Source organism: Kineosporia babensis, assembly GCF_021129305.1.
Classification (GTDB): Bacteria; Actinomycetota; Actinomycetes; order Actinomycetales; family Kineosporiaceae; genus Kineosporia; species Kineosporia babensis.
Genome location: NZ_JAJOMB010000001.1, coordinates 623,192 through 643,341 on the forward strand (window position 1 = coordinate 623,192; position 20,150 = coordinate 643,341).

General features: G+C 69.2%; 20 protein-coding genes. All 20 read left to right on the forward strand.

Going from position 1 to position 20,150, the window contains the following annotated elements:
• Positions 1-116 precede the first annotated feature (116 nt).
• Positions 117-515, forward strand: coding sequence for a flagellar export chaperone FliS (locus LR394_RS02885; RefSeq protein WP_231438742.1), 399 nt, complete (start codon positions 117-119; stop codon positions 513-515).
• Between the two features lie 7 nt (positions 516-522).
• Entirely contained in the window at positions 523-855 is a 333-nt protein-coding gene (locus LR394_RS02890) for a hypothetical protein (protein WP_231438743.1), read from the forward strand.
• Between the two features lie 435 nt (positions 856-1,290).
• Positions 1,291-1,647, forward strand: coding sequence for a flagellar basal body rod protein FlgB (locus LR394_RS02895; RefSeq protein ID WP_231438744.1), 357 nt, complete (start codon positions 1,291-1,293; stop codon positions 1,645-1,647).
• A gap of 1 nt (position 1,648) precedes the next feature.
• Complete coding sequence (flgC, locus tag LR394_RS02900; RefSeq protein ID WP_231438745.1) at positions 1,649-2,047, forward strand: flagellar basal body rod protein FlgC; 399 nt, start codon at positions 1,649-1,651, stop codon at positions 2,045-2,047.
• Positions 2,048-2,049: 2 nt separating this feature from the next.
• Entirely contained in the window at positions 2,050-2,439 is a 390-nt protein-coding gene (locus LR394_RS02905; RefSeq protein WP_231438746.1) for a flagellar hook-basal body complex protein FliE, read from the forward strand.
• On the forward strand, positions 2,439-4,046 hold the full coding sequence (gene fliF, locus LR394_RS02910) for a flagellar basal-body MS-ring/collar protein FliF (protein ID WP_231438747.1): 1,608 nt from the start codon (positions 2,439-2,441) through the stop codon (positions 4,044-4,046). The genes LR394_RS02905 and fliF overlap by 1 nt, the downstream gene beginning before the upstream one ends.
• Before the next feature lie 6 nt (positions 4,047-4,052).
• Entirely contained in the window at positions 4,053-5,072 is a 1,020-nt protein-coding gene (gene fliG, locus LR394_RS02915) for a flagellar motor switch protein FliG (protein WP_231438748.1), read from the forward strand.
• Positions 5,073-5,759, forward strand: coding sequence for a FliH/SctL family protein (locus tag LR394_RS42660; protein WP_231438749.1), 687 nt, complete (start codon positions 5,073-5,075; stop codon positions 5,757-5,759). It begins immediately after the preceding gene.
• Positions 5,756-7,081, forward strand: a complete 1,326-nt coding sequence (locus tag LR394_RS02925) for a FliI/YscN family ATPase (protein WP_231438750.1) — start codon at positions 5,756-5,758, stop codon at positions 7,079-7,081. Before LR394_RS42660 ends, LR394_RS02925 begins: the two co-directional genes overlap by 4 nt.
• 19 nt (positions 7,082-7,100) lie before the next feature.
• Entirely contained in the window at positions 7,101-7,553 is a 453-nt protein-coding gene (locus LR394_RS02930; RefSeq protein WP_231438751.1) for a flagellar export protein FliJ, read from the forward strand.
• A complete protein-coding gene (locus tag LR394_RS02935; protein ID WP_231438752.1) occupies positions 7,553-8,536 on the forward strand; it encodes a transglycosylase SLT domain-containing protein in 984 nt (327 codons plus the stop codon). Before LR394_RS02930 ends, LR394_RS02935 begins: the two co-directional genes overlap by 1 nt.
• Positions 8,533-10,485 carry a flagellar hook-length control protein FliK gene (locus LR394_RS02940; RefSeq protein ID WP_231438753.1) on the forward strand — a complete coding sequence of 651 codons (1,953 nt, stop codon included), beginning with the start codon at positions 8,533-8,535 and terminating at the stop codon, positions 10,483-10,485. Before LR394_RS02935 ends, LR394_RS02940 begins: the two co-directional genes overlap by 4 nt.
• A gap of 15 nt (positions 10,486-10,500) precedes the next feature.
• Entirely contained in the window at positions 10,501-11,043 is a 543-nt protein-coding gene (locus LR394_RS02945; protein ID WP_231438754.1) for a flagellar hook assembly protein FlgD, read from the forward strand.
• A gap of 102 nt (positions 11,044-11,145) precedes the next feature.
• On the forward strand, positions 11,146-12,348 hold the full coding sequence (locus LR394_RS02950) for a flagellar hook protein FlgE (RefSeq protein ID WP_231438755.1): 1,203 nt from the start codon (positions 11,146-11,148) through the stop codon (positions 12,346-12,348).
• A 302-nt stretch (positions 12,349-12,650) separates the two neighbouring features.
• On the forward strand, positions 12,651-12,965 hold the full coding sequence (locus tag LR394_RS02955; RefSeq protein ID WP_231438756.1) for a flagellar FlbD family protein: 315 nt from the start codon (positions 12,651-12,653) through the stop codon (positions 12,963-12,965).
• 3 nt (positions 12,966-12,968) lie between these two features.
• Complete coding sequence (locus LR394_RS02960; protein WP_231438757.1) at positions 12,969-13,742, forward strand: flagellar motor protein; 774 nt, start codon at positions 12,969-12,971, stop codon at positions 13,740-13,742.
• Positions 13,742-14,662 carry an OmpA/MotB family protein gene (locus LR394_RS02965; RefSeq protein WP_231438758.1) on the forward strand — a complete coding sequence of 307 codons (921 nt, stop codon included), beginning with the start codon at positions 13,742-13,744 and terminating at the stop codon, positions 14,660-14,662. The genes LR394_RS02960 and LR394_RS02965 overlap by 1 nt, the downstream gene beginning before the upstream one ends.
• Positions 14,663-14,712: 50 nt before the next feature.
• A complete protein-coding gene (locus LR394_RS02970) occupies positions 14,713-15,297 on the forward strand; it encodes a flagellar basal body-associated FliL family protein (RefSeq protein WP_231438759.1) in 585 nt (194 codons plus the stop codon).
• A gap of 97 nt (positions 15,298-15,394) precedes the next feature.
• Positions 15,395-18,973 (forward strand): nSTAND1 domain-containing NTPase, encoded by a 3,579-nt coding sequence (locus LR394_RS02975; protein WP_231438760.1) that lies wholly within the window; start codon positions 15,395-15,397, stop codon positions 18,971-18,973.
• A gap of 210 nt (positions 18,974-19,183) precedes the next feature.
• Complete coding sequence (locus LR394_RS02980; protein WP_231438761.1) at positions 19,184-20,104, forward strand: flagellar motor switch protein FliM; 921 nt, start codon at positions 19,184-19,186, stop codon at positions 20,102-20,104.
• The last annotated feature ends 46 nt before the right edge of the window (positions 20,105-20,150 follow it).

Below are 20,150 nucleotides of genomic sequence, written 5' to 3' on the forward strand. Positions count from 1 at the left end.
CCCACCCGTGAGGCCCGTACCGACCGGTGCGGGCCTCACGGGCTGGAGCTGATGGAACCGCACCACCGGCCGAACCCGAGGCCGGGTAACGACGAGTCGCGAGGGCAGGAGCACCGATGCCGAACGGACTGGCCAGGTCGCGCTATGCGGACGACACCGCACACACGGCTTCTCCGCAAAGACTGCTGACCATGCTCTACGACCGGCTGATCGGCGACCTCGCGGTCGCCGAGGCGGCGATGCGGACCAACGACTACGCCACCGTGGGTAATCGCCTCCAGCACGCCCAGGAGATCCTGATGGAACTCTGGAGCAGCCTGGACACCCAGGCCTGGCCCGAGGGCGAGGGCCTGAAGAGTCTTTATCTGTGGATGGTCACGGAGTTGAACAGCAGCCGGATCCCGGCCCAGCCCGAGCGCATCCTGACCGTGCGGGAGATGCTGGAACCCCTGCGCGACACCTGGAAGCAGGCGCTCACCCTGGAGTCCTCGAACACCCCCTTCCCGGTGGGCTGAGGAGATCATGACCACCACCCACACGATCCAGACCGCCAATCTGTCCGCGGTCACCGCCTGGGCCGAGTACTTCGACGAGGTCGAGCACGCGATGCACGAGTTCGAAGGGGCCCTGAGCCGGCACGACGTCTACAACCTGCAGCCGATCGTGCCGCCCGAGGGCCGCCCTCCGGAGGACTTCCGGCACCGCAGCGACGAACTCCAGCGCTGGATCACCGAACTGGAGTTCCGCGCCCGCTTCCTGCGCGAGGAGTTCCGCGCCGAGATCACCCGGATCCGGCCTCAGGCCGCCCGCCGCTCGGACTCGCGGGTCGGCACCACCCTGGACATCAACGGCTAGCGAAAACCCTCTCAGAACCCGGAGCACGGTCACCCTTCGCGGGGAGACCGTGCTCTTGCGTTTGGCGCCCCGCTGCGCGAGCGCCGCGGGCCGACGTCCACAATCAATGATCCTTATGGGTCACGTCCGCGCCCTGGTGACCCACCCGGTCCCCGACAACTCTTCCGGGCGCCACCCGGACAGCCGTACGTAGTCGGGCGAATCGTCCTCAAGTACTCATCCGGCCCCGGATCTCAAGCCGGGCTAGTACTTTCGGATGAACCCGGTTCACAGGAATGGAGCATCCCTCAAGACTCGCCGCAGCCGGGTCGAAGCCTCCATCTGAGCACGGACCGCTCGCCAGCGCCACGGATCGGCGCACCCCCGTCATCGGCCGCGAAGCCGGGTGACCCTTGTCGGCTGTGCCCCGCGAGTTCTCCGCAGAAGGGCTGCGTTATGTCCATGCTCGACGACGTCTCGATCGACGCCCTGCACTCCGCCCTGGACGGTCTGTCCCAGCGGCAGCAGGCGGTCAGTGACGACATCTCCAACGTCAACACGCCGTACTACCGGGCCCGCTCGGTGGATTTCGAGGGGCAGCTCAAGCGCGCCCTGATGAACGGCGACGACCCGATGGAGTCGGTCACCCCGTCCGTGGTCTATTCGTTCGCGCCCGGCGACACCACCGGCAACAACGTCGATCTCGGCAGCGCCACGGTCAACAGTGTGCGCACCGAGATGAGCTACGAGCTGGCGCTGCGCGCCACCGGTGACCGTTTCAGCCTGCTGCGTGCCGCGATCAGGAGCAACTGACATGTTCGATTCCCTCAACATCTCCGGCAGCGGCATGTACGTCCACCAGAACTGGATGGACGCCGTCTCGGACAACATCGCGAACGTCAACACCGTGCGTCCCAGCAATCAGGACGCCTTCCAGGCCCGCTACCTGATCGCCCAGTCGATCGAGGACGGGCGGGTCGGCGCCGGCGTGCGGGTGGCCGGAGTGGAACTCGGCAGCCCGGAAGGGCGCCTGGTGTACAGCCCGGAGCACCCCTACGCGGATGCCCAGGGTTACGTGCGGCGGCCGGACATCGACATGGGTGAGCAGATGACCCAGATGGTCATGGCGCAGCGCGGTTACCAGGCGAACTCGGCCAACCTCGACCGGGTGCGGGCCGCCTACCAGGCCGCCATCCAGATGGGACGTAGCTGATCATGAGCATCTCACCGATCGAGGCGGCCGGCACCGCCGATCCCGCCCAGATGATGTCGATCGACGCCCTCTACAACCAGATGGTGGCCGGTCTCGGCACCGGCGACACCGCCAGTATCGAGAACGTCTCGATCCCCGGGATCGACTCGGACCTGGCCACCGCGAATCGCAGCGACTCGTTCGGGAACGCGCTGAGCCGGGGGCTGCAGGAGGTCGAGAACCTCGACACCAACGCCCAGAACAAGGCGATGAGCGCGGCCACCGGCGAACTCGACGACGTGCACGACTACGTGATCGCCGCGGTCGAGGCGCAGACCGCCGTCGAGCTGACGACCACCGTGCGCAACAAGGCACTTGAGTCGTTCCAGCAGATCATGGGGATGCAGCTTTAATGAGTCCTCAGTTCAACGCCAAGACGATCACCACGAAGGCCCGCACCTTCGCCGATGGTTTCACCACCGGCCAGCGCGCTGTCGTGATCGTGGCGGTCCTCGGCCTGCTGCTGGGCGCCTTCGCCCTGAGCAGGTATCTCTCACAACCGGACTGGGCGCCGTTGTACGGCGGGCTGTCCGGCGAGGACGCCAGTGCGATCACGGAACAACTCGACTCCAGCGGCGTGCCGTACCAGCTCGCCGACAACGGCACCGCCATCCTGGTGCCGCAGGAACAGGTCTACTCGACCCGGATCGACCTGGCCGCGGCCGGCCTGACCGGTGGTACCGACGGTAACGGCCCGGGCTGGGAACTGCTCGACGAGCAGGGCATCACCGCCACCGAGTTCCAGCAGAACGTGGCCTACCAGCGCGCTCTTTCGGGTGAGCTGTCCAAGACCCTGAAGGCGATGTCCGGGGTCGAGGACGCGGTGGTGCAGCTGGCCATCCCCGAGCAGAGCGTGTTCTCCGAGGAGGAGGACACCCCGACCGCCTCGGTGCTGCTGAAGCTGAAGCCGGGCACCGAGCTGACCGACGGCCAGGTGCAGTCGGTCACCCAGCTGGTCGCCGGCTCGGTGGCGAACCTCAGCCCGGACGACGTGACGGTCACCGACCAGAGCGGCGAACTGCTGTCCGGATCCGGAGGGGGCGTCGGGGGTTCGGCCACCGACGCCGGTGCGACCGACACCCAGCGAGCGGCTTTCGAGGCCCGGATGAACAAGGCCGTCGAGGACGTCCTGAACATGGTGGTCGGCCCGAACAACTCCAAGGTCCAGGTCAACGCCACGCTGAACTTCGACGAGACGCAGACCACGAGCAAGAACTACAACCAGGAAGACCCGCCGCCCCAACCGCTCGAAGAGGCCACCGTGAGCGAGGAATACAGCGGCAGCGGCGCGAACAACGGCGGAACTCTGGGCCAGCAGGTGCCCACCCCGCTGGCCAGCGCCGGTGGCAACGGCACCTACAACCGTGAGCAGTCGACCGTGAACAATGCTGTCAACGAGACCATTTCGAAGGTCAACCAGGCTCCGGGCAAGGTGGAGCGGATGACCGCGGCGGTGGTGCTGAACAGTGGCGCGCCCAACACCATCACTCCGGGCCAGGCCTCCCAGCTGGTCACCAACGCGCTGGGCCTGGACCCGGCCCGGGGCGACACCGTGCAGGTGAACGTGCTGCCGTTCGACACCTCGGCCGCCACCGCGGCGCAGAAGGCCCTGGACGAGGCCGCGAGCAAAGAGCGCACGGCCGGCTACATCAGCCTGGCCAAGCAGGTCGCGCTGGCTCTGCTGATCATCATCGCCGCGATCGTGTTCCTGATCCGGCGCCGGCGCAAGCAGCAGGAGCTGGAGGAAGAGGAGGCCCGGATCGAGGCCACCGCCTCGGACCTGCCGGAGGGCTACGTGATGCAGCAGCAACAGGCCATCGGGGACACCCAGCAGCTGGCCCTGGCCAGGGAGGCCGACCTTTCCCGGGACCGGATGCGGGACGAGGTCTCCGCCATGGTCGACAACCAGCCCGACGACGTCGCCGCGATGCTCCAGGGCTGGCTGGCGGACAGGAAGTAGCCACCGATGTCTCTCGCAACCTCGAACGAGCCGCTCAGCGGCCTGCGCAAGGCCGCGATCTTCCTGGTCCAGCTGGGCCACGAGAAGGCCGGGCGGATCCTCAGTCTGCTGCCCGAGGACCTGGTCGAGGAACTCACCGGCGAGATCGTGCGGCTGAACGAGGTCAGCGCGATCGACGCCGAGGCGGTGCTGTCCGAGGCGCACGACAACCTGGCGGCGCAGTCCGGTTCCCGCGGCGGTATGGACATGGCCCGGCAGCTGCTGGCCCAGAGTCTGGGCAGCGACCGGGCCGAGGAGATCATGGAGCGCCTGGGCGCTTCGCTGGCCGAGATGCCGTTCGAGGGCATCCGCCGGGCCGACGCCCGGCAGCTGCTCTCGTTCCTCGCCGACGAGCACCCGCAGACCATCGCCCTGGTGCTGGCCCACCTGGCCCCGCAGCAGTCGGCGGTGGTGCTCTCCGGCCTGTCCCAGACCCTGCAGGCCAAGGTGGCCTACCGGATCGCCTCGATGGAACCGGCCAGCCCGGACGTGATCCGGCTGGTGGAAAGGGAACTCGAGCGCCGGATGACCACGGTGCTGGGCCCGCAGGAGATGTCGTCGGTGGGTGGCGTGGAGCCGCTGGTGGCGATCATCAACCGGGCCGACCGCTCGACCGAGCGGATGATCCTGGAGGGCCTGGAGACGGTCGACCAGGAGCTGGCCGAGGCGGTCCGGGCCCAGATGTTCATCTTCGAGGACATTCTCACCCTCGACGACAAGGCGATCCAGCTGGTGCTGCGCAACGTCGAGGGCGGCGAACTGGCCCTGGCCCTGAAGGGGGTCAGCCCGATGGTCAAGGAGAAGATCACCAAGAACCTGTCCAGCCGGGCGGCGGAGAACCTGGTCGAGGAGATCGACATGCTCGGTGCGGTCCGGATCAAGCAGGTCGAGGAGGCCCAGGCCAAGGTGGTCCAGGAGATCCGGGCCCTGGAGCAGACCGGTCAGATCCTGATCCAGCGCAGCGACGAAGAAGCGATGGTGGAGTAGGTGCCCGAGGCCAACGAGATCCTCTCCGGCACCGACACCCAGGCGCTGGCCAGCCGGGTGCGGCCGGCCCAGCTGGACCGGCCGCTGCACCGGGGTACGCCCGAGGCGCAGTACACCGACCCGCGGCTCGACGAAATGGTCCGCCACGCAACCGAACAGGCCCGGGAAGGGGCGCTGGCCCAGGGGTACCTGGCCGGCTGGGCGCAGGGGCGGCAGGCCGCTGCCCAGGAGAACGCGGCCACCAAAACCTCCATGCAGGAAGAACTCAAGCGCCTGCGGGAGGAGCTGACGACCGAGGCCCAGGAACTGCTCGCGAACCTGAGGGACGCGGTCCGCCAGGTTCGCGAGGATCAGTTGCCGGAGTGGAACGAGATCTCGGACGTGCTGGTCGAGGGAGTCCTGCGGCTCACCCAGGCGGCGCTGGGCCGGGAACTGCAGTCAACGGACGATCAGGTCACCTTGGCGGTTCAGGCGGCGCTCAAGCAGGTGGCCGCCTCGGAAGAGACCGTGGTGCACCTGAACCCGGCCGATGCCGAGGTGCTCGAGGAGGACGCCGTCGAGGGGGTCACGATCGTGGCCGATCCGTCGGTCGCGGCCGGCGGGGTCACGGTGGTCACGCCCACCCAGCGGCTTCGCCAGGACCTGCCCTCCGCCCTGGAGGCGGCCGAGGAGGTGCTGCGCTCGTGAGCTCCTCTCTGGCAGCCGATCTGAAGCAACGGCTGAGCGCTGCCGCCGGGGCCGCCGCGCCGCGCCCGGAAGGACGGGTCGGCGAGGTGGTCGGCCTGGGCATCGGCGTACGGGGACTGACCGCGGCCGTGAACGAACTGCTCACCATCGAGACCTCCGTCGGGCAGTTGCCGGCACAGGTGATCGCGGTGCAGCGGGACGGGGTCACCGTCATGCCGCTGGGAGCGACCGCCGGAGTGGCGGCCGGCGACCCGGTCCGGCGCACCGGTGACCAGCTCCGGATCCCGGCCGGTTACGCGATGATGGACCGGATCATCGACCCGCTCGGGCGACCGATCGACGGCAAGTCCAAACCTTCCGGTGCGCAGTGGGTTCCGGTGGAGAACTCGGCACCCAACCCGCTGCTGCGCCGACGGGTGGAGAACGCCCTGCCCACCGGGGTGCGGGCGATCGACACACTGATCCCGGTCGGCGCCGGCCAGCGCGTGGGCATCATGGCCGGTTCCGGTGTGGGCAAGTCCACGCTGCTGGGCATGGCGGTGCGGGGCACTGTCGCCCCGGTGCGCGTGGTTGCCCTGGTCGGTGAACGTGGCCGTGAGGTCAGGGAATTCATCGAGGACACGCTGGACGCCGAGTCGCGCAGCCGGACCGTGCTGGTGGTCGCCACCGCCGACGATCCGGCGCTGCTGCGGGTCACCGCCGCGTTCACCGCCACCCGGATCGCCGAGTGGTTCCGGGACCAGGGCGAGGACGTGCTGCTCGTGGTCGACTCGGTCACCCGGACCGCGATGGCCCAGCGGGAGGTCGCCCTGGCCGCCGGTGAGCCGCCGGCCACCCGTGGCTACCCGGCCAGCGTGTTCGCCATGCTGCCTCGGCTGCTGGAACGCTCCGGACCGGGCCAGAACGGTTCCATCACAGCGCTTTACACGGTTCTGGTGGAGGGTGACGACCTGCAGGACCCGATCGGCGACACGGTCCGAGGCATTCTGGACGGTCACGTCGTGCTCTCCCGGGACCTGGCCACCGCCGGGCACTTCCCGAGCATCGACGTGCTGGAGTCGGTGTCCAGGGTGGAGCGGGCGATCCTGTCCGAGGAGGACCGGCAGCTCGCGCTCACCCTGCGCCGGCTGATGGCCTCCTGGCGCGACGTGCGCGAGCTGGTCGAGGTCGGCGCCTACGTGCAGGGCAGCGACCCGGTGGCCGACGCGGCGATCCGGCTGCGCCCGGCGATCGACAACTTCCTGCGGCAGCGCCCGGACGAGGCAATTGCGGTGCAGCAGTCCTGGACCGAGCTGGCCGGCCTGCTGCAGGTGAAGCGATGAGGATTTCACGGGGAATGCCATGAGCAAGAAGGGATTCCGGCTGGCCACCGTGGAACGGCTGCGGGAGAAGCGCCTGGAGGATGCGGCCCAGGCGCTGCACGAGGCGCAGGCCGCGGTGCGCGAGGCCCAGGCCCGGCGCGACGATCTGGTGGAACGGCTGCGCGCGCAACGGCACGGCGAGAACACACCGTACGAGCTGGAACTGGAGTCGGTGTACCGGTTCCGGCTGCGCGGTGACCTGGCCGAGGTGGATCACGAACTGCACAAGCTCCTGGCCAAGCTGGCCGAACGGCGGGAGGCCTGGCTGCAGGCCCGGGCCGAGGTGCACGCCGTGGCCGCGCTGCACGACCGGTACCGCAAGCAGCGGGCCGAGATGCTGATGCGCGCCGAGCAGAAGGAAATGGACGAACGGGCCGGTTCCGGCCGGCGGATGCCGGTCGCCCGGACCGGTGACGACTCTGGGGGAGCTTGATGTCCGAGGGAATGAGCGCGGTGCTCGGCCGGATCAGCCAGATCGAGTCGCTGATCAACCCGCAGCGGGTGAGTGCCGCCCCGACCACCTCGACCGCGGCCCCGGCCGAGACCACCGAGTTCGACGACCTGGTCGATCTGGTGAACGGCACCAAGTCCAGGACTGGCGCCCCGGCCTCCGAAAGCCTGGCCGACAAGGCGATCTCGATCGCCAAGCAGTACCTGGGGGTGGCCTACAAGTGGGGCGGCAACGACCCGGAGACCGGCCTGGACTGCTCCGGCTTCACCAGGCTGGTGTTCGGCCAACTGGGTGTGCAACTGCCCCGCACCAGCGCGGCCCAGGCTACCGTCGGTACCAAGGTGTCCTCATTGGCCGCCGCCCGGCCCGGCGATCTGCTGTTCTTCAACTCACCGGTCTCGCACGTGGGGATCTACCTGGGCGAGGGCAAGATGATCGACGCGCCCAAGGCCGGGGACGTGGTGCGCATTCGCGACGTCTACGAGACCCCGAGCCAGATCCGCCGGGTGCTGAACGCGCCAGAATCGTCCGGCCCGGACCCGCTGGCCCGCACCCTGGCTCAGCTCAACGGCTCCTCGGAGCTCGGTTCCACCCCCTACGCCAAGATTTTCGAGGCCGCGGGCAAGAAGTACGGCCTGGATCCGGCGCTGCTGTCAGCCGTGGCCCGGACCGAGAGCAACTACAACGCCTCGGCCCGCAGCCCGGCCGGCGCCCTCGGCCTGATGCAGATCATGCCGGGCACCGCGCGCGAGCTGGGTGTGGACCCGATGGTCCCGGCCCAGGCGGTGGACGGTGCGGCCCGCTACCTGTCCGACCAGTTGCGCACCTTCGGCCGGGTCGATCTGGCTCTGGCCGCCTACAACGCCGGACCGGGAGCGGTCCGGAAGTACGACGGAGTACCGCCTTACAACGAAACCGAGAACTACGTCAGACGAGTGCAGAATGCTTGGGGGCAACTGCGATGAGCACGTCGACCAACCTGCAGAGCGCGATCGAGGCCCTGCTCAAGCCGGCTTCCGGCCGCTCCACCTTCCGTAACGACTCCGCGCTGGCCGCCGAGCGCGGCCTGGCGTTCGACAAGCAACTGTCGGACGCCCGGGAACGCACGCACAGCGACCGCGCCCTGGAACGGCAGAACGCCGGCGAACGAGCCGCGCAGGATGCGGCCCGGCGGCGCACCACAACTGCCCACGACCGGGCCCAGGCTGCGGCGGAGCGAGCTGCGGACGACCGGGCCGCCGACGACAAGGCGGCCAGCGCCAAGGCTGCTGATCGAGCCGCGGACCGGGCCGCGCGGGCCGACAAGCTTCGAGCCGGTCAACTGCAGGCCGACCAGTTGCAGGCCGACCAGCTGACCGGTACCGACGCCCTGGCTGCCGCGGCGATGCTGCGTATGGCTGATGGTGCTCAGCCGACCGAGCCGGCGCCGGACGCCGCCGTCAGCAAGATCGCGGCCACGAACGCCACTGTGGCTGAGGATGCGGCCGAGATGTCAGCTCTGGCGCAGGTTCTGGCTGCCCAGGCGGCGATGGCCCAGCAGATGGCCGAAGCTCTGCTGGACGGTGACGCCTCAGCGAAGATGCCGATGGTGACCTCGCTGGAGACGGTCTCCGGGCCGGACGGGCTGAGCACCAAGCTCTCGATCGAGATGGCGATGAACAACCTGGCCGGTACGGAAGCCGCTGAGCTCACCGCCGAGGAGAACAGCATCCTCGCCGCCCTGCTGAACAAGAACTCGGCCGAGGTGGACGCGGCTACCGGGACCCAGGGAATGACCCCGACCGCGACCGACGAGCAGGAGACCGCTCCTGCGGCCCAGACCCCGGCCACCGCCACCGGTAACAAGCAGCAGACCTTGCCCGAGGGCACCCAGATGAGCACCACGACGGGCGCCAAGAACACCGCCGAGTCGGCCGCTAACGGAGTGGCTGCGGACGTGGCCAAGGCCGCCGCCGCGGGCATCACCCAGACCTTCGATCCCGGCTCGATGCCGAGCCAGATCATGGTCAACGGCGAGTGGCTGAGCGGTGCCGACGCGGCCGCCAAGCTGAGCGGCAAGGCGCCGGCGGGTGAGGCCGGCAGCACCGACACCACCACGACCGGTACCGCTCCGCTGCCGGATCGGATCATGGTCAACGGCCAGTGGATAACCGGTGAGGAGTTCGCCGCCCAGAGCGCCAAGCCTGCTCAGGGAACCCAGGGCGTGGAGGGCGCCAAGAGCAGCGGTAACGGCGCGGCCACCTCCGAGCAGGGTGACCCCGCCGGCGCCCAGAGCACCGCCGCCGCCAAGGCCGCCAACTCGGCCGGCGACGAGGCCGCGCAGTCGCAGTCCACCGGGAGCAACGACGCCTTCGCCAGCCAGCTCGGCCAGGCCCAGCAGACCCAGCAGTCCGGGCAGACTCAGCAGGCCAGCAATCTGACCGGCACCGGGTTCAGCGCGGCCGCCGGTGAGAGCGTCGCCGAGCAGGTCAGCGCCCAGCTGTCGGCTCAGCTGCGGAACCTGCCGAACGGCAGCCACCGCGCGGTGATCCACCTCTCGCCCGAGGAGCTGGGCGACGTGAAGGTCACGCTCTCGGTCAACAACGGTGACGTCCGGATGGACCTGATCGCCGCCCCGGCCGCGCTGAGCCAGCTGCAGGCCGGGCTGAGTGACCTGCGCGAGCAGATGTCGCAGGCCGGGCTGAACCTGTCCGACGTCACCATGGACGCCAGCCCGGACCCCTCCTCCGGTGACTCGGCCGGCTCCGGCGCCCAGCAGTCCGGGCAGTCCGGGCAGCCCGGCTACCAGCCCGGTTCCTCCGGTTCTTCGGTCCCCTCGATGAGCACCGGCAGCACCGCGGCCCCGACCGCCACCTCAGGCACCCCGATGACCGGGGCCGCGCTCAGTGACGACGCGCTCGACCTGTCCATCTGACCGAAGGAGGTCCCGATGCCCACCGCCGGACCGGTCGGCAACATCGCCGACACCGTCAAGGCCGGCCAGGAGATCAACGTCAAGGACGTCTCCCGGGCCACCAACAGCACCACCTCCGACAAGGACATGTTCCTGAAACTTCTTCTGGCCCAGATGAAGTACCAGGACCCGCTGAACCCGACCGACTCGGCCCAGTACCTCTCCCAGATGGCGCAGTTCACCACCGTGGAGAAGCTGGAGACGCTGGCCGACAACACCGCCAGCCTGCTCACCGCCAGCCAGATGCAGTCCTCGCTGAACATGGTCGGGGCCACCGTGGAGTACGGCGTGGGTGACAAGAAGGGCAGCGGCACGGTCACCGGGCTCACCATGGTCGACGGCGTCCCGCAGCTGCTGGTCACCGACGCCAAGGGCACCAAGAAGGTGGCCCTGATCGACATCACCAGCGTGAAGGCGGCCGGGACCGCTTCTGCGCCGGAGGAGGAAGAGGACGAGAAGTCCCCCGCCGCCTCCGGTTCCAGCGATCCCGGCAAGACCGACGACACCGGGACGATCTGATCCCGGTCCACTCGACCTCTCCCCCATTTCCGGGCGCAGGATGCGCCCGATCCTCCCGGCACGGACGCCGACCGCAGTAGTGACCGACCCAGGAGGTCCGGCATGCTCCGCTCGCTCTTCTCCGGAATCAGCGGCCTGAAAGGCCATCAGCAGATGATGGACGTGGTCAGCAACAACATCGCCAACGTCAACACGGCCGGTTTCAAGACCTCGAACGTGGTGTTCGAGGACACCCTGAGCCAGTTGCTGCGGGCGGCCGGCGCCTCCACCGCGACCAGCGGTGGGCTGGACCCGACCCAGATCGGCCTGGGCGTGAAACTGGCCGCGGTGCAGCAGAACTTCGCCCAGGGTTCGACCCAGATCACCAACAAGTCCACCGACCTGATGATCAACGGTGACGGCTTCTTCGTCCTGGACGACGGCGGCGAGCAGGTCTATTCCCGGGCCGGCGCCTTCACTCTGGACACCGACGGCTACCTGGTGAACCCGAACGGTATGTACGTTCAGGGGTACCAGGCGGTGGACGGCGCTATCACCGCCTACGGCCAGCTTTCCCGGCTGCAGCTGCAGGCCGGTCTGAGCATCCCGGGCTCACCGACCAGCACGATCTCCCTGGGCGGCAACCTGGACCCCAAGGGGACCGGCGAGCTTCAGGTCACCGCCACCGTTTACGACCAGGGCGGTGCCGCCTACGCGGTGCCGATCATCCTGACCCCGAACGGCGACGGCTCGTACGGCGTGCAGGCCAAGGACCCGGCCGACAACACCGCCGACCTGGGCACCGCGGGCACGGTGGCCTTCGACGCCGCCGGCCGTTACGACGCAGGCGCTTCCACCGCCCCCACGCTGAACATCAACGGCGTCGACATGACCATCGACCTGTCCTTGTTCACCGGGTTCGCCGGGCTGAGCTCGCCAACCCCCAAGCGGGTGGACGGCTATGCGGCCGGAACGCTGAACGAGTTCCAGATCGGCACTGACGGCATCATCACCGGCATCTTCAGCAACGGCCAGAAGCAGGCCCTGGGCCAGCTCGCCCTGGCCACGTTCAACAACGTGAGCGGCCTGGAGAAGCAGGGCGACAGCGTCTACCGCGACACCGCCAACTCCGGCATCCCGCAGATCGGCATCCCCGGGGCCGGTGGCCACGGCCTGGTCACCGGTGGGGCGCTGGAGATGTCGAACGTCGACCTGGCCGCCGAGTTCACCAACATGATCATCGCCCAGCGCGGGTTCCAGGCGAACTCCAAGGTGATCACCACCAGCGACGAGATCCTGCAGGAACTGGTCAACATCAAGAGGTAGTCCGCACCCGCCTGAAGAGGGTCATCGGCAGCCGCGAGGCGGCCGGTGACCCTCTGCCATGTCGCCCGGACGGGTCACCCACGGTGTGGGTACCGATGGGTGACCCTCGTTCGGCTGTCGCCCGAACGGTGCCTGGTGAGCCCGAATCCGGCGCAGGCCGGGCGAAACCTCGCCGGTCGCACCTGCGGCCGTAGTCCGACCGGCTCAGCTCGCGCCCGAACGTCTCAGTCCGGGGCCGCCGATGCCGACCGACAAACCTGTGGTCAAAGGACGGGCCACTCAACTCCAAGGATGGATCTCGCGTGATCATTGTGACCCGACTGGGTAACGGGATAGCCGTTGCGGTGAATCCCGATCTGATCGAGCGCGCCGAGGCGACCCCGGACACCGTCGTCACTCTGGTCGACGGCCACAAGCTGGTGATCGAGGAGCCGCTGCCGCGTCTGGTCGAGCTGGTGCGCGCCTGGCGGGCCTCGGTGGCGGCCGAGGCGATCACCCTGGCCCGGTACGGCAACGCCGCCGACGCCCACGGTGCGGACGAGGCCTCCACGGCCGACCGCACCGCTCATGAATCGTCTTTCGGCCGGGTCCTGCGGCTGCCCTCACGGGAGGTGTGAGCCATGGATGTGGCAACGATAGTCGGGCTCGTGGTGGCCATGGCGGCGATCTTCGTCTCCATGATCCTCGAGGGCGGCAGCCCGATGTCGATCTTCCTGATCCCACCGATGCTGCTGGTGATCGTCGGTACCTTCGGCGCCTGTATGGCCGGCGGCACCATCCCCTCGATGAAGACCGCCTTCTCCTGGCTGGCTTTCGCGTTCCGGGCCAAGCCGTCGGATCCGGAGGAGATCGTCGACCCGCTGGTGAAGATGGCCGACAAGGCGCGGCGGGAAGGGCTGCTGTCGCTGGAGGCCGCGATCGACGAGGTCGAGGACCCGTTCATGCAGCGGGGTCTGCAGATGGCGGTGGACGGCACCGACCCGGACGACCTGTACGACATCCTGATGGCCGAGGTGCGGGCCAAGAAGGCCTCGGCGGCCGTGGGGGCGAGCTTCTGGACCGACGCCGGTGGTTACGCCCCCACCATCGGCATCGTCGGTACCGTCATGGGTCTGATCCACGTGCTCGAGAACCTCAGCGAGCCGGACAAACTCGGCCACCTGATCGCTGCGGCCTTCGTCGCCACCCTGTGGGGTGTGCTCTCGGCCAACGTGTTCTTCCTGCCCTGGGGCAAGCGGATCAAGTACCTCGCAGCCATGGAGGCGGCCAAGATGGAACTGGTGATCGACGGCGTGCTGGCGATCCAGGCCGGCTCCAACCCGCGTGTGGTGGCGACCAAGCTGCGCTCGAAGATGACTCCGGCCGGGCCGAACGTCGTGGCTGAGGCGGCCTGATGAGCGGCGGGGGCGGCGGTAAGCGCCGCGGGCACGAGGAGGAGCACGAGGAACACGAGAACCACGAACGCTGGCTGGTCAGCTACGCCGACATGATGACCCTGATGATGGTGCTGTTCATCGTGCTCTTCGCGATCAGCCAGGTGGACTCGCGCAAGTTCGCCGCCCTGAAGAACGGCCTCTCTTCCGGTTTCGGGGCCCCGGTCGAGATCCTCACCGGCGGTGACCAGCTGCTCGACCCGGGCGGCGGCGTGGCCCCGGACGACCCGAACCTGGCCGGGGCGGCCGGTAACCGCAGCCCGCAGCAGGCTCCCAACCAGGTCACCGACGTCAATCCGCAGAAGGTTGCCGAGCTCGCCGAGGCCACCGAGCAGGCCCAGGTCAGGGGCGAGGTGGAGAACCTCCGGAAGGCGCAGAAGGATCTGCAGCGGGCGCTCACCAAGGCCGGGCTGAAGAACGGCGCCAACTTCCGGTTCGACGAGCGCGGCCTGGTGGTCACCATCGCCACCGACAACGTGCTGTTCGAGAACGCCAGCGCCGAGCTGAAGCCGCGCGGTGAGCGGATTCTGGTCGCCCTCGGCCCGACGCTGCGGGCCCTGCCCAACCAGCTGAGCATCGACGGCCACACCAACTCGATCCCGATCCGCACCTCGCAGTTCCGCAACAACTGGGAGTTGTCCGGCAAACGCGCCTCGAACGTCCTGGTCTACATGCACAACCGGGACAGGATTCCTTACAGCCGGATGACTTTCACCGGTTACGCCGATACCCAGCCCCGGCTGCCGGACAGCGATCCGCGCTCGGTGGTGGTCAACCGGCGGGTCGAGATCATCGTCGAGGCCCGGGTGGACGACTCCGCCGGCCGGGCGGTCGAGGAGCTGGGCAACCAGAAGCAGTCCACGGGCCGCAGCGGCAGCTAGCCGTAGTACCGCACCACTTCAGGGAAGAACTGACCACCGAAGGAGAAAACATGGCCAAGGAAGACGAGAAGGAGGCTGAAGGCGATGCCAAGGGCGGAGGCAGGAAGAGGCTCATCATCATCGCGCTTCCCGTCGTCGTCCTGGTAGTCGCCGCCGCCGCCTGGTTCCTGGTACTGAAGCCGAAGGACGACAGCGCCGGCGCCGCGGCGGCCCTGCCCGCCCCCAAGCCCGGCACGGTCGTCCCGCTGGAGTCGATCACGGTGAACCTGGCTGCCAGCCACTTCCTCAAGGTCGGCATCGCCCTGCAGCCCACGGCGGACGCCACCGAGGTGGACGGTTCCAAGGCGCTCGACCAGCTGATCACCGTGTTCAGCAACGACACCATCGACAGCCTGAGCGAGCCGGAGGGCAAGGACGCGGCCAAGAAGGAACTCGTGGCCCGGATCAAGCTCGCCTACCTGCCCGAGGAAGAGATCACCGAGGAAGAGATCGTCAAGGCGAACGAGGACGTCAGCGGGGGCAAGGTGAAGGAGACCAACGACCTGAGCGCGGCCGAGGCGGAAAAGCGCGCGGCCGAACTGAAGGTGCAGCCGCTGGTCTACGACGTCTACTTCACCGAGTTCGTGATGCAGTAGGCCCGGACCCTGGCGGTGGCGGCTCCGGTGAGCCGCCACCGCTTTCGGTCATTTCGCTATTCTGCGCCGATAAGTGTCATATCTGCGTAGGAGCAACATGCCCCGCACCGACCGTCCGCTGGGCGGGGAGGACTCCGAACTCGTCCGGTTCGCGAGCGACTTACGGCAGTTGCGGGAAAAGGCCGGCCGGCCCAGCTATCGCGAACTGGCCAAGGGGGCGCACTACTCGGCCACGACGTTGTCGGACGCGGCCGGTGGGCGGCGGTTGCCGACCCTGGCGGTGGTTCAGGCTTTCGTCCGGGCCTGCGGCGGCAACGTGTCCGAGTGGGAAGAGCGCTGGCGGGAACTGGCCGGCCAACCGGCCGACAACGACTCTCCCGCACCCTATCCGGGCCTGGCGGCGCTCCAGGCCGAGGACGCCGACCGGTTTTTCGGACGCAGCGCCCTGGTCGAGGAGATCGTCTCGCGGCTGGGCCAGGAGCGGTTCCTGGCGGTCACCGGTGCTTCCGGAGTGGGCAAGTCGTCGCTGCTGCGGGCCGGGGTGATGGCCCGGCTGGGCACCGAGCGGCCGGTGGTGGTGCTGAGTCCGGGGGAACATCCGGTCGAACAATGGACGTCTCGGGTCGCCGGCCGCAGCGAGGCCGACCTCCTGGTTGTGGTGGACCAGTTCGAGGAGGTCTTCACGCTGTGCCCGGACCCGGGGCAGCGGGCCGAGTTCATCCGGCTGGTGACCGAGCCGTCCGGGCCCAGGGTTCTGCTCGGGCTGCGGCTGGACTTCCTGGCGCACTGCGCCGACCACGCCGAGCTGCGCGAGGCGTTGTACGGCCGGCAGGTGCTGGTCGGGGCGATGACCGCCGACGAGCTGCGGCAGGTGGTGGTGGGTCCGGCCGAGCGGGCCGGCTGCACGGTCGAGGGTCAGCTGGTGGCCGAGGTGGTGGCCGCGGCCGGAGGCCGGGCGGGGGTGTTGCCGCTGGTCTCGCACGCCCTGCGGGAGACCTGGCAGCGGCGTTCCGGGCGCACGCTGACCCTGGCCGGGTACCGAGAGGCCGGAGGCATCGAGGAGGCGCTGGCCCGCACCGCCGAGACGCTGTACACGTCGCTGACGCCCCGCCGGCAACGCCTCACCCGCGCTCTGATGCTGCGCCTGATCACCTTCGGCGACGGCGCCCAGGACACCCGCCGCCGGATCCGCCGCGACGAGCTGGACACCGCCGACGCGGACACCGACGCGGTGCTGCACCGGCTGGCCGAGGCCCGGCTGGTGACGCTGGACGCGTCCACTGTCGAGCTGACCCACGAGGCGCTGATCACCGCCTGGCCCCGGCTGCACAGCTGGCTGGCCAGTGACCGGGACGACCTGCGCACCCACCGCGCCGTGACCAACGCCGTGCAGATCTGGAAGGCGCACGGCCAGGACGAGGGTGCGCTGCTGCGCGGAGCCCGGTTGCTCAGCGCCCGGGAGCTGCCGGAGCGCGATACCGAACTCTCGCCCGAGGAACAGGCTTTCGTTCAGGCCAGCATCGACCTGGCGGCCCGGGAGAAGGAGTCGCTGCGGCGCCGGGAACTGCTGCTGCGCCGGCTGAGCGCCGGCCTGGTGGTCTCGCTGGTGGTGGTGCTGGCGGTCAGCCTGGTCGCGGTGCTGCAGTGGCGAGAAGCGGTGCAGGCCAAGCAGATCGCGATCTCCCGGCAGCTGGCGATCCAGGCGCCGACCTTGGCCAACTCCCGTCCCGACACCGCGATGCTGCTGGCGGTGCAGGCCTGGCAGACCGCGCCGACCGCCGAGGCTCGAGGCGCCCTGCTGAGCCTCTCCTCACGCTCGGAGTACCGCGGCGAGTTCACCGCGCATGAGGCGGCGGTCTCGGAGGTGGCGCTTACCCCCGACGGCAAGACGCTGCTGACGGCCAGCCGGGACAGCACCGTGGGGGTGTGGGACCTGTCCGCCCCGGGGTACCCGCGTTCCGCCTCCCTGACGGATCACCGCACCTGGCTGCGCGCGGTAGCTGTGAGCCCCGACGGAACGATGGCGGCCACGGGCGGCGACGACCACACCGTCGTTCTGCGCGACCTACGTACGCGAGTTCGCAGCGCCGTACTGAACGGGCACAGCGGCGGGGTTCGCGACGTCGCCTTCAGCCCGGACAACTCCCTGCTGGCCAGTGCCGACGAGGACGGGGAGGTCGTGCTCTGGGACGTCACCCGGCGCAGTGAGTCGGCGCGGCTGTCCCCCGACGTCGGCTCGATCGGCACGGTGACGTTCAGCCCGGACGGCTCGCTGCTGGCGGTCGGTGGGCAGAAGGGCACGATCGAAATTTGGGACGTCCGTGGGCACCGAAGGGTTCGGGAGTTCACCGGCCACTCCGGGGAGGTCCGCGAGGTGCTCTTCGATCCCCGCGGCCGCTACCTGGCCTCGGCCGGGGACCTGACCGTCAAGCTCTGGAACGTCGAGGACTACGCCGACCCCCTGGTGCTGGCGGGGCACACCGACGAGGTGCGGACGCTGGCCTTCAGCCCGGACGGGACGGTCCTGGCCAGCGCGGGCATCGACCGTGACGTCCTGCTGTGGGACGTCGCCCGGGGTGTGCGCCAGGCCCGGCTGGCCGGGCACACCAACAACGTCTACACCCTGGCCTTCAGCTCCAACACCCAGCTGGTCTCGTCCGGCGAGAGCGGTTCGGTGATCGTCTGGGACATCGCGCGGGCCTCCCCCACCGAGCTCGAGCCCAACGGCACCATCGACCTGGCCTACAGTCCGGACGGGCGCACCCTGGCGCAGGCGACCGGGAACCGGACGATCCTGTGGGACGCCCGGCAGCGGCTGCGCCGGGCCGAGCTGCCCGGGCCTTCCCTGGTGTACGCGGTGGCGTTCAGCCCGGACGGTGAACTCGTGGCCACCGCGCACGAGGACGGTGCGATCGTCCTCTGGGATCTGTCCGACAACACCGAAGTGGCCCGCCTGGAGGGGCACGAGCTCGCCGTACTGGATCTCGCCTTCAGCCCCGACAGCAAGATGCTGGTCTCCGGCGGCGTGGACACCCTGGCGCTGGTCTGGGACGTGGACCAGAAGACGCGCCTGACCACGCTGGCTGCCCACGACGGCCCGGTCAACGGGGTCGCGTTCAGCCCGGACGGGAAGCGGGTCGCCACCGGTGGGCACGACAGCGCGGTGGTGCTTTGGGACGTGGAGGGCTGGTCCCCGCAGATCCGGCTGACTGGGCACACGGGCTGGGTACGTACGGTTTCGTTCAGCCCCGACGGCAAGACCATCGCCTCGTCCGCCAGCGACCTGACGGTGCGCTTGTGGGACGCGACCTCCGGGGAACCGCAGCAGACCCTCACGGGATATCTGGACTCCCAGTTCAGCGGGGTGGCGTTCAGCCCGGACGGCTCCCTGCTGGCGTTCACCGGCGGGGAGTCGACGATCTCGCTGTGGCATCTGGCTTCCCGGCAGACCTGGGCCCGGCTCTCCGGGCACACCAGTGAAGTACGCGCCCTGACGTTCAGCCCGGACTCCTCGACGCTGGTCAGTGCGGGCTCGGAGCTGGAGCCGGCGGTGCGGTTCTGGGACACCGATGCCGAGCGGGCGGCCGGGCGCATCTGCGCCGGTCTGGGCCGGGACCTGAGCACCGAGGAGCGCGACCAGTTCGGGCCCGGGCAGGACCGGGCGAACGTCTGCTGAGGTTTGTCCGGGCTTTGTCGTCCGGGCCGGTAACCGCCTCCGGACAGCCGCGCACTTGCTAGACATGATCGGGCCGCTCGGCCGGCCGTTGAGGGGGCGGCCGGCCGCGGATCCGGCTCCGGCACCCTGTGACCTGGGCTTTCACGGCGGCCTGGGGCCCTCGCGAAGATCGCGTTAAAGGATCTGAGGCTGCCCTCCGATGGTCCTTTCGTGGGCTACTCCAATCAGGCGACCAGCACGGGCAGACGCCCACGGGCGGGTGCTCGCACCTATGACTTCCGCCGGCCGGTCAGACTGGCCCGGGAGGATGCCCACCTGCTGAAGGTCGCGATGCAGACCTTCGGCCGGCAGGCAACCACCGTGCTGACGACCAGCCTGCGAGCGGTCAGCGTGCTCAGTCTCATCCAGGTCGAGGAGATGAGCTACGACGAGTACCTGTCCGGGCTGCCCGAGGCCAACGTCTGCGCCGTGATGTCGCTGGAACCGTTGCAGGGCAAGGCGCTGCTGAGTCTCGATCTCAGCACGCTGATGGTGATGATCGACCACCTGCTGGGTGGTAGCGGGGTCGACGAGCAGCCCGAGCGGCAGCTCACCGACATCGAGCAGACCCTGGTGCGGCACCTGCTGGGCCGGGCCCTGCGCGAGCTCGCCTACGCGATGGAACCGATCGCGGTGACCCGGCCGCAGCTGCTCACGCTTGAGAGCAACGCGCAGTTCGTGCAGGCCGCGGCCGCCACCGACCCGGTCGTGGTGGCCCGGATGCAGCTGGCCGTGGGTGAGCGGATCAGCACGATGGATCTGTGCCTGCCCTACGCCATGCTGCAGCCCGCGCTGGAGCAGGCCACCCGTTCGGCCGACCGCGGCGAGAAGCAACGCCTGCGCAGCGCCGCGACCGCCAAGACCACGCAGCGGCTCAACGACGTCGAGGTCGACGTCTCGATCCGCTTCGACTCCCTGCGGATGAGTTCCTCGCAGATCGGCCGGCTGACCGTCGGCGACGTGATCAGCCTGGGCCACCGCACCTCCAACCCGCTCGAGGTCACCTCGGCGGGCTCGACCTTCGGCTACGCGATCCCGGGGGCCAGCGGTAAGCAGCTGGCCGCGCTGATCGTCGAACCGCAGCAGCAGTAGCGCACAGATTTTTCACTCGGACGGCTCAACCGACGCAGGGACGCGG

Bases quoted from the DNA above. Each gene is read 5' to 3' on its own strand.
- LR394_RS02940 (WP_231438753.1), top strand. From the start codon at position 8,533: ATGAGCACGTCGACCAACCTGCAGAGCGCGATCGAGGCCCTGCTCAAG.
- LR394_RS02965 (WP_231438758.1), top strand. From the start codon at position 13,742: ATGAGCGGCGGGGGCGGCGGTAAGCGCCGCGGGCACGAGGAGGAGCAC.
- fliF (WP_231438747.1), top strand. From the start codon at position 2,439: ATGAGTCCTCAGTTCAACGCCAAGACGATCACCACGAAGGCCCGCACC.
- LR394_RS02905 (WP_231438746.1), top strand. From the start codon at position 2,050: ATGAGCATCTCACCGATCGAGGCGGCCGGCACCGCCGATCCCGCCCAG.
- fliG (WP_231438748.1), top strand. From the start codon at position 4,053: ATGTCTCTCGCAACCTCGAACGAGCCGCTCAGCGGCCTGCGCAAGGCC.
- LR394_RS02885 (WP_231438742.1), top strand. From the start codon at position 117: ATGCCGAACGGACTGGCCAGGTCGCGCTATGCGGACGACACCGCACAC.
- LR394_RS02975 (WP_231438760.1), top strand. From the start codon at position 15,395: ATGCCCCGCACCGACCGTCCGCTGGGCGGGGAGGACTCCGAACTCGTC.
- LR394_RS02935 (WP_231438752.1), top strand. From the start codon at position 7,553: ATGTCCGAGGGAATGAGCGCGGTGCTCGGCCGGATCAGCCAGATCGAG.
- LR394_RS02890 (WP_231438743.1), top strand. From the start codon at position 523: ATGACCACCACCCACACGATCCAGACCGCCAATCTGTCCGCGGTCACC.
- flgC (WP_231438745.1), top strand. From the start codon at position 1,649: ATGTTCGATTCCCTCAACATCTCCGGCAGCGGCATGTACGTCCACCAG.
- LR394_RS02970 (WP_231438759.1), top strand. From the start codon at position 14,713: ATGGCCAAGGAAGACGAGAAGGAGGCTGAAGGCGATGCCAAGGGCGGA.
- LR394_RS02945 (WP_231438754.1), top strand. From the start codon at position 10,501: ATGCCCACCGCCGGACCGGTCGGCAACATCGCCGACACCGTCAAGGCC.
- LR394_RS02895 (WP_231438744.1), top strand. From the start codon at position 1,291: ATGTCCATGCTCGACGACGTCTCGATCGACGCCCTGCACTCCGCCCTG.
- LR394_RS02960 (WP_231438757.1), top strand. From the start codon at position 12,969: ATGGATGTGGCAACGATAGTCGGGCTCGTGGTGGCCATGGCGGCGATC.
- LR394_RS02950 (WP_231438755.1), top strand. From the start codon at position 11,146: ATGCTCCGCTCGCTCTTCTCCGGAATCAGCGGCCTGAAAGGCCATCAG.
- LR394_RS02930 (WP_231438751.1), top strand. From the start codon at position 7,101: ATGAGCAAGAAGGGATTCCGGCTGGCCACCGTGGAACGGCTGCGGGAG.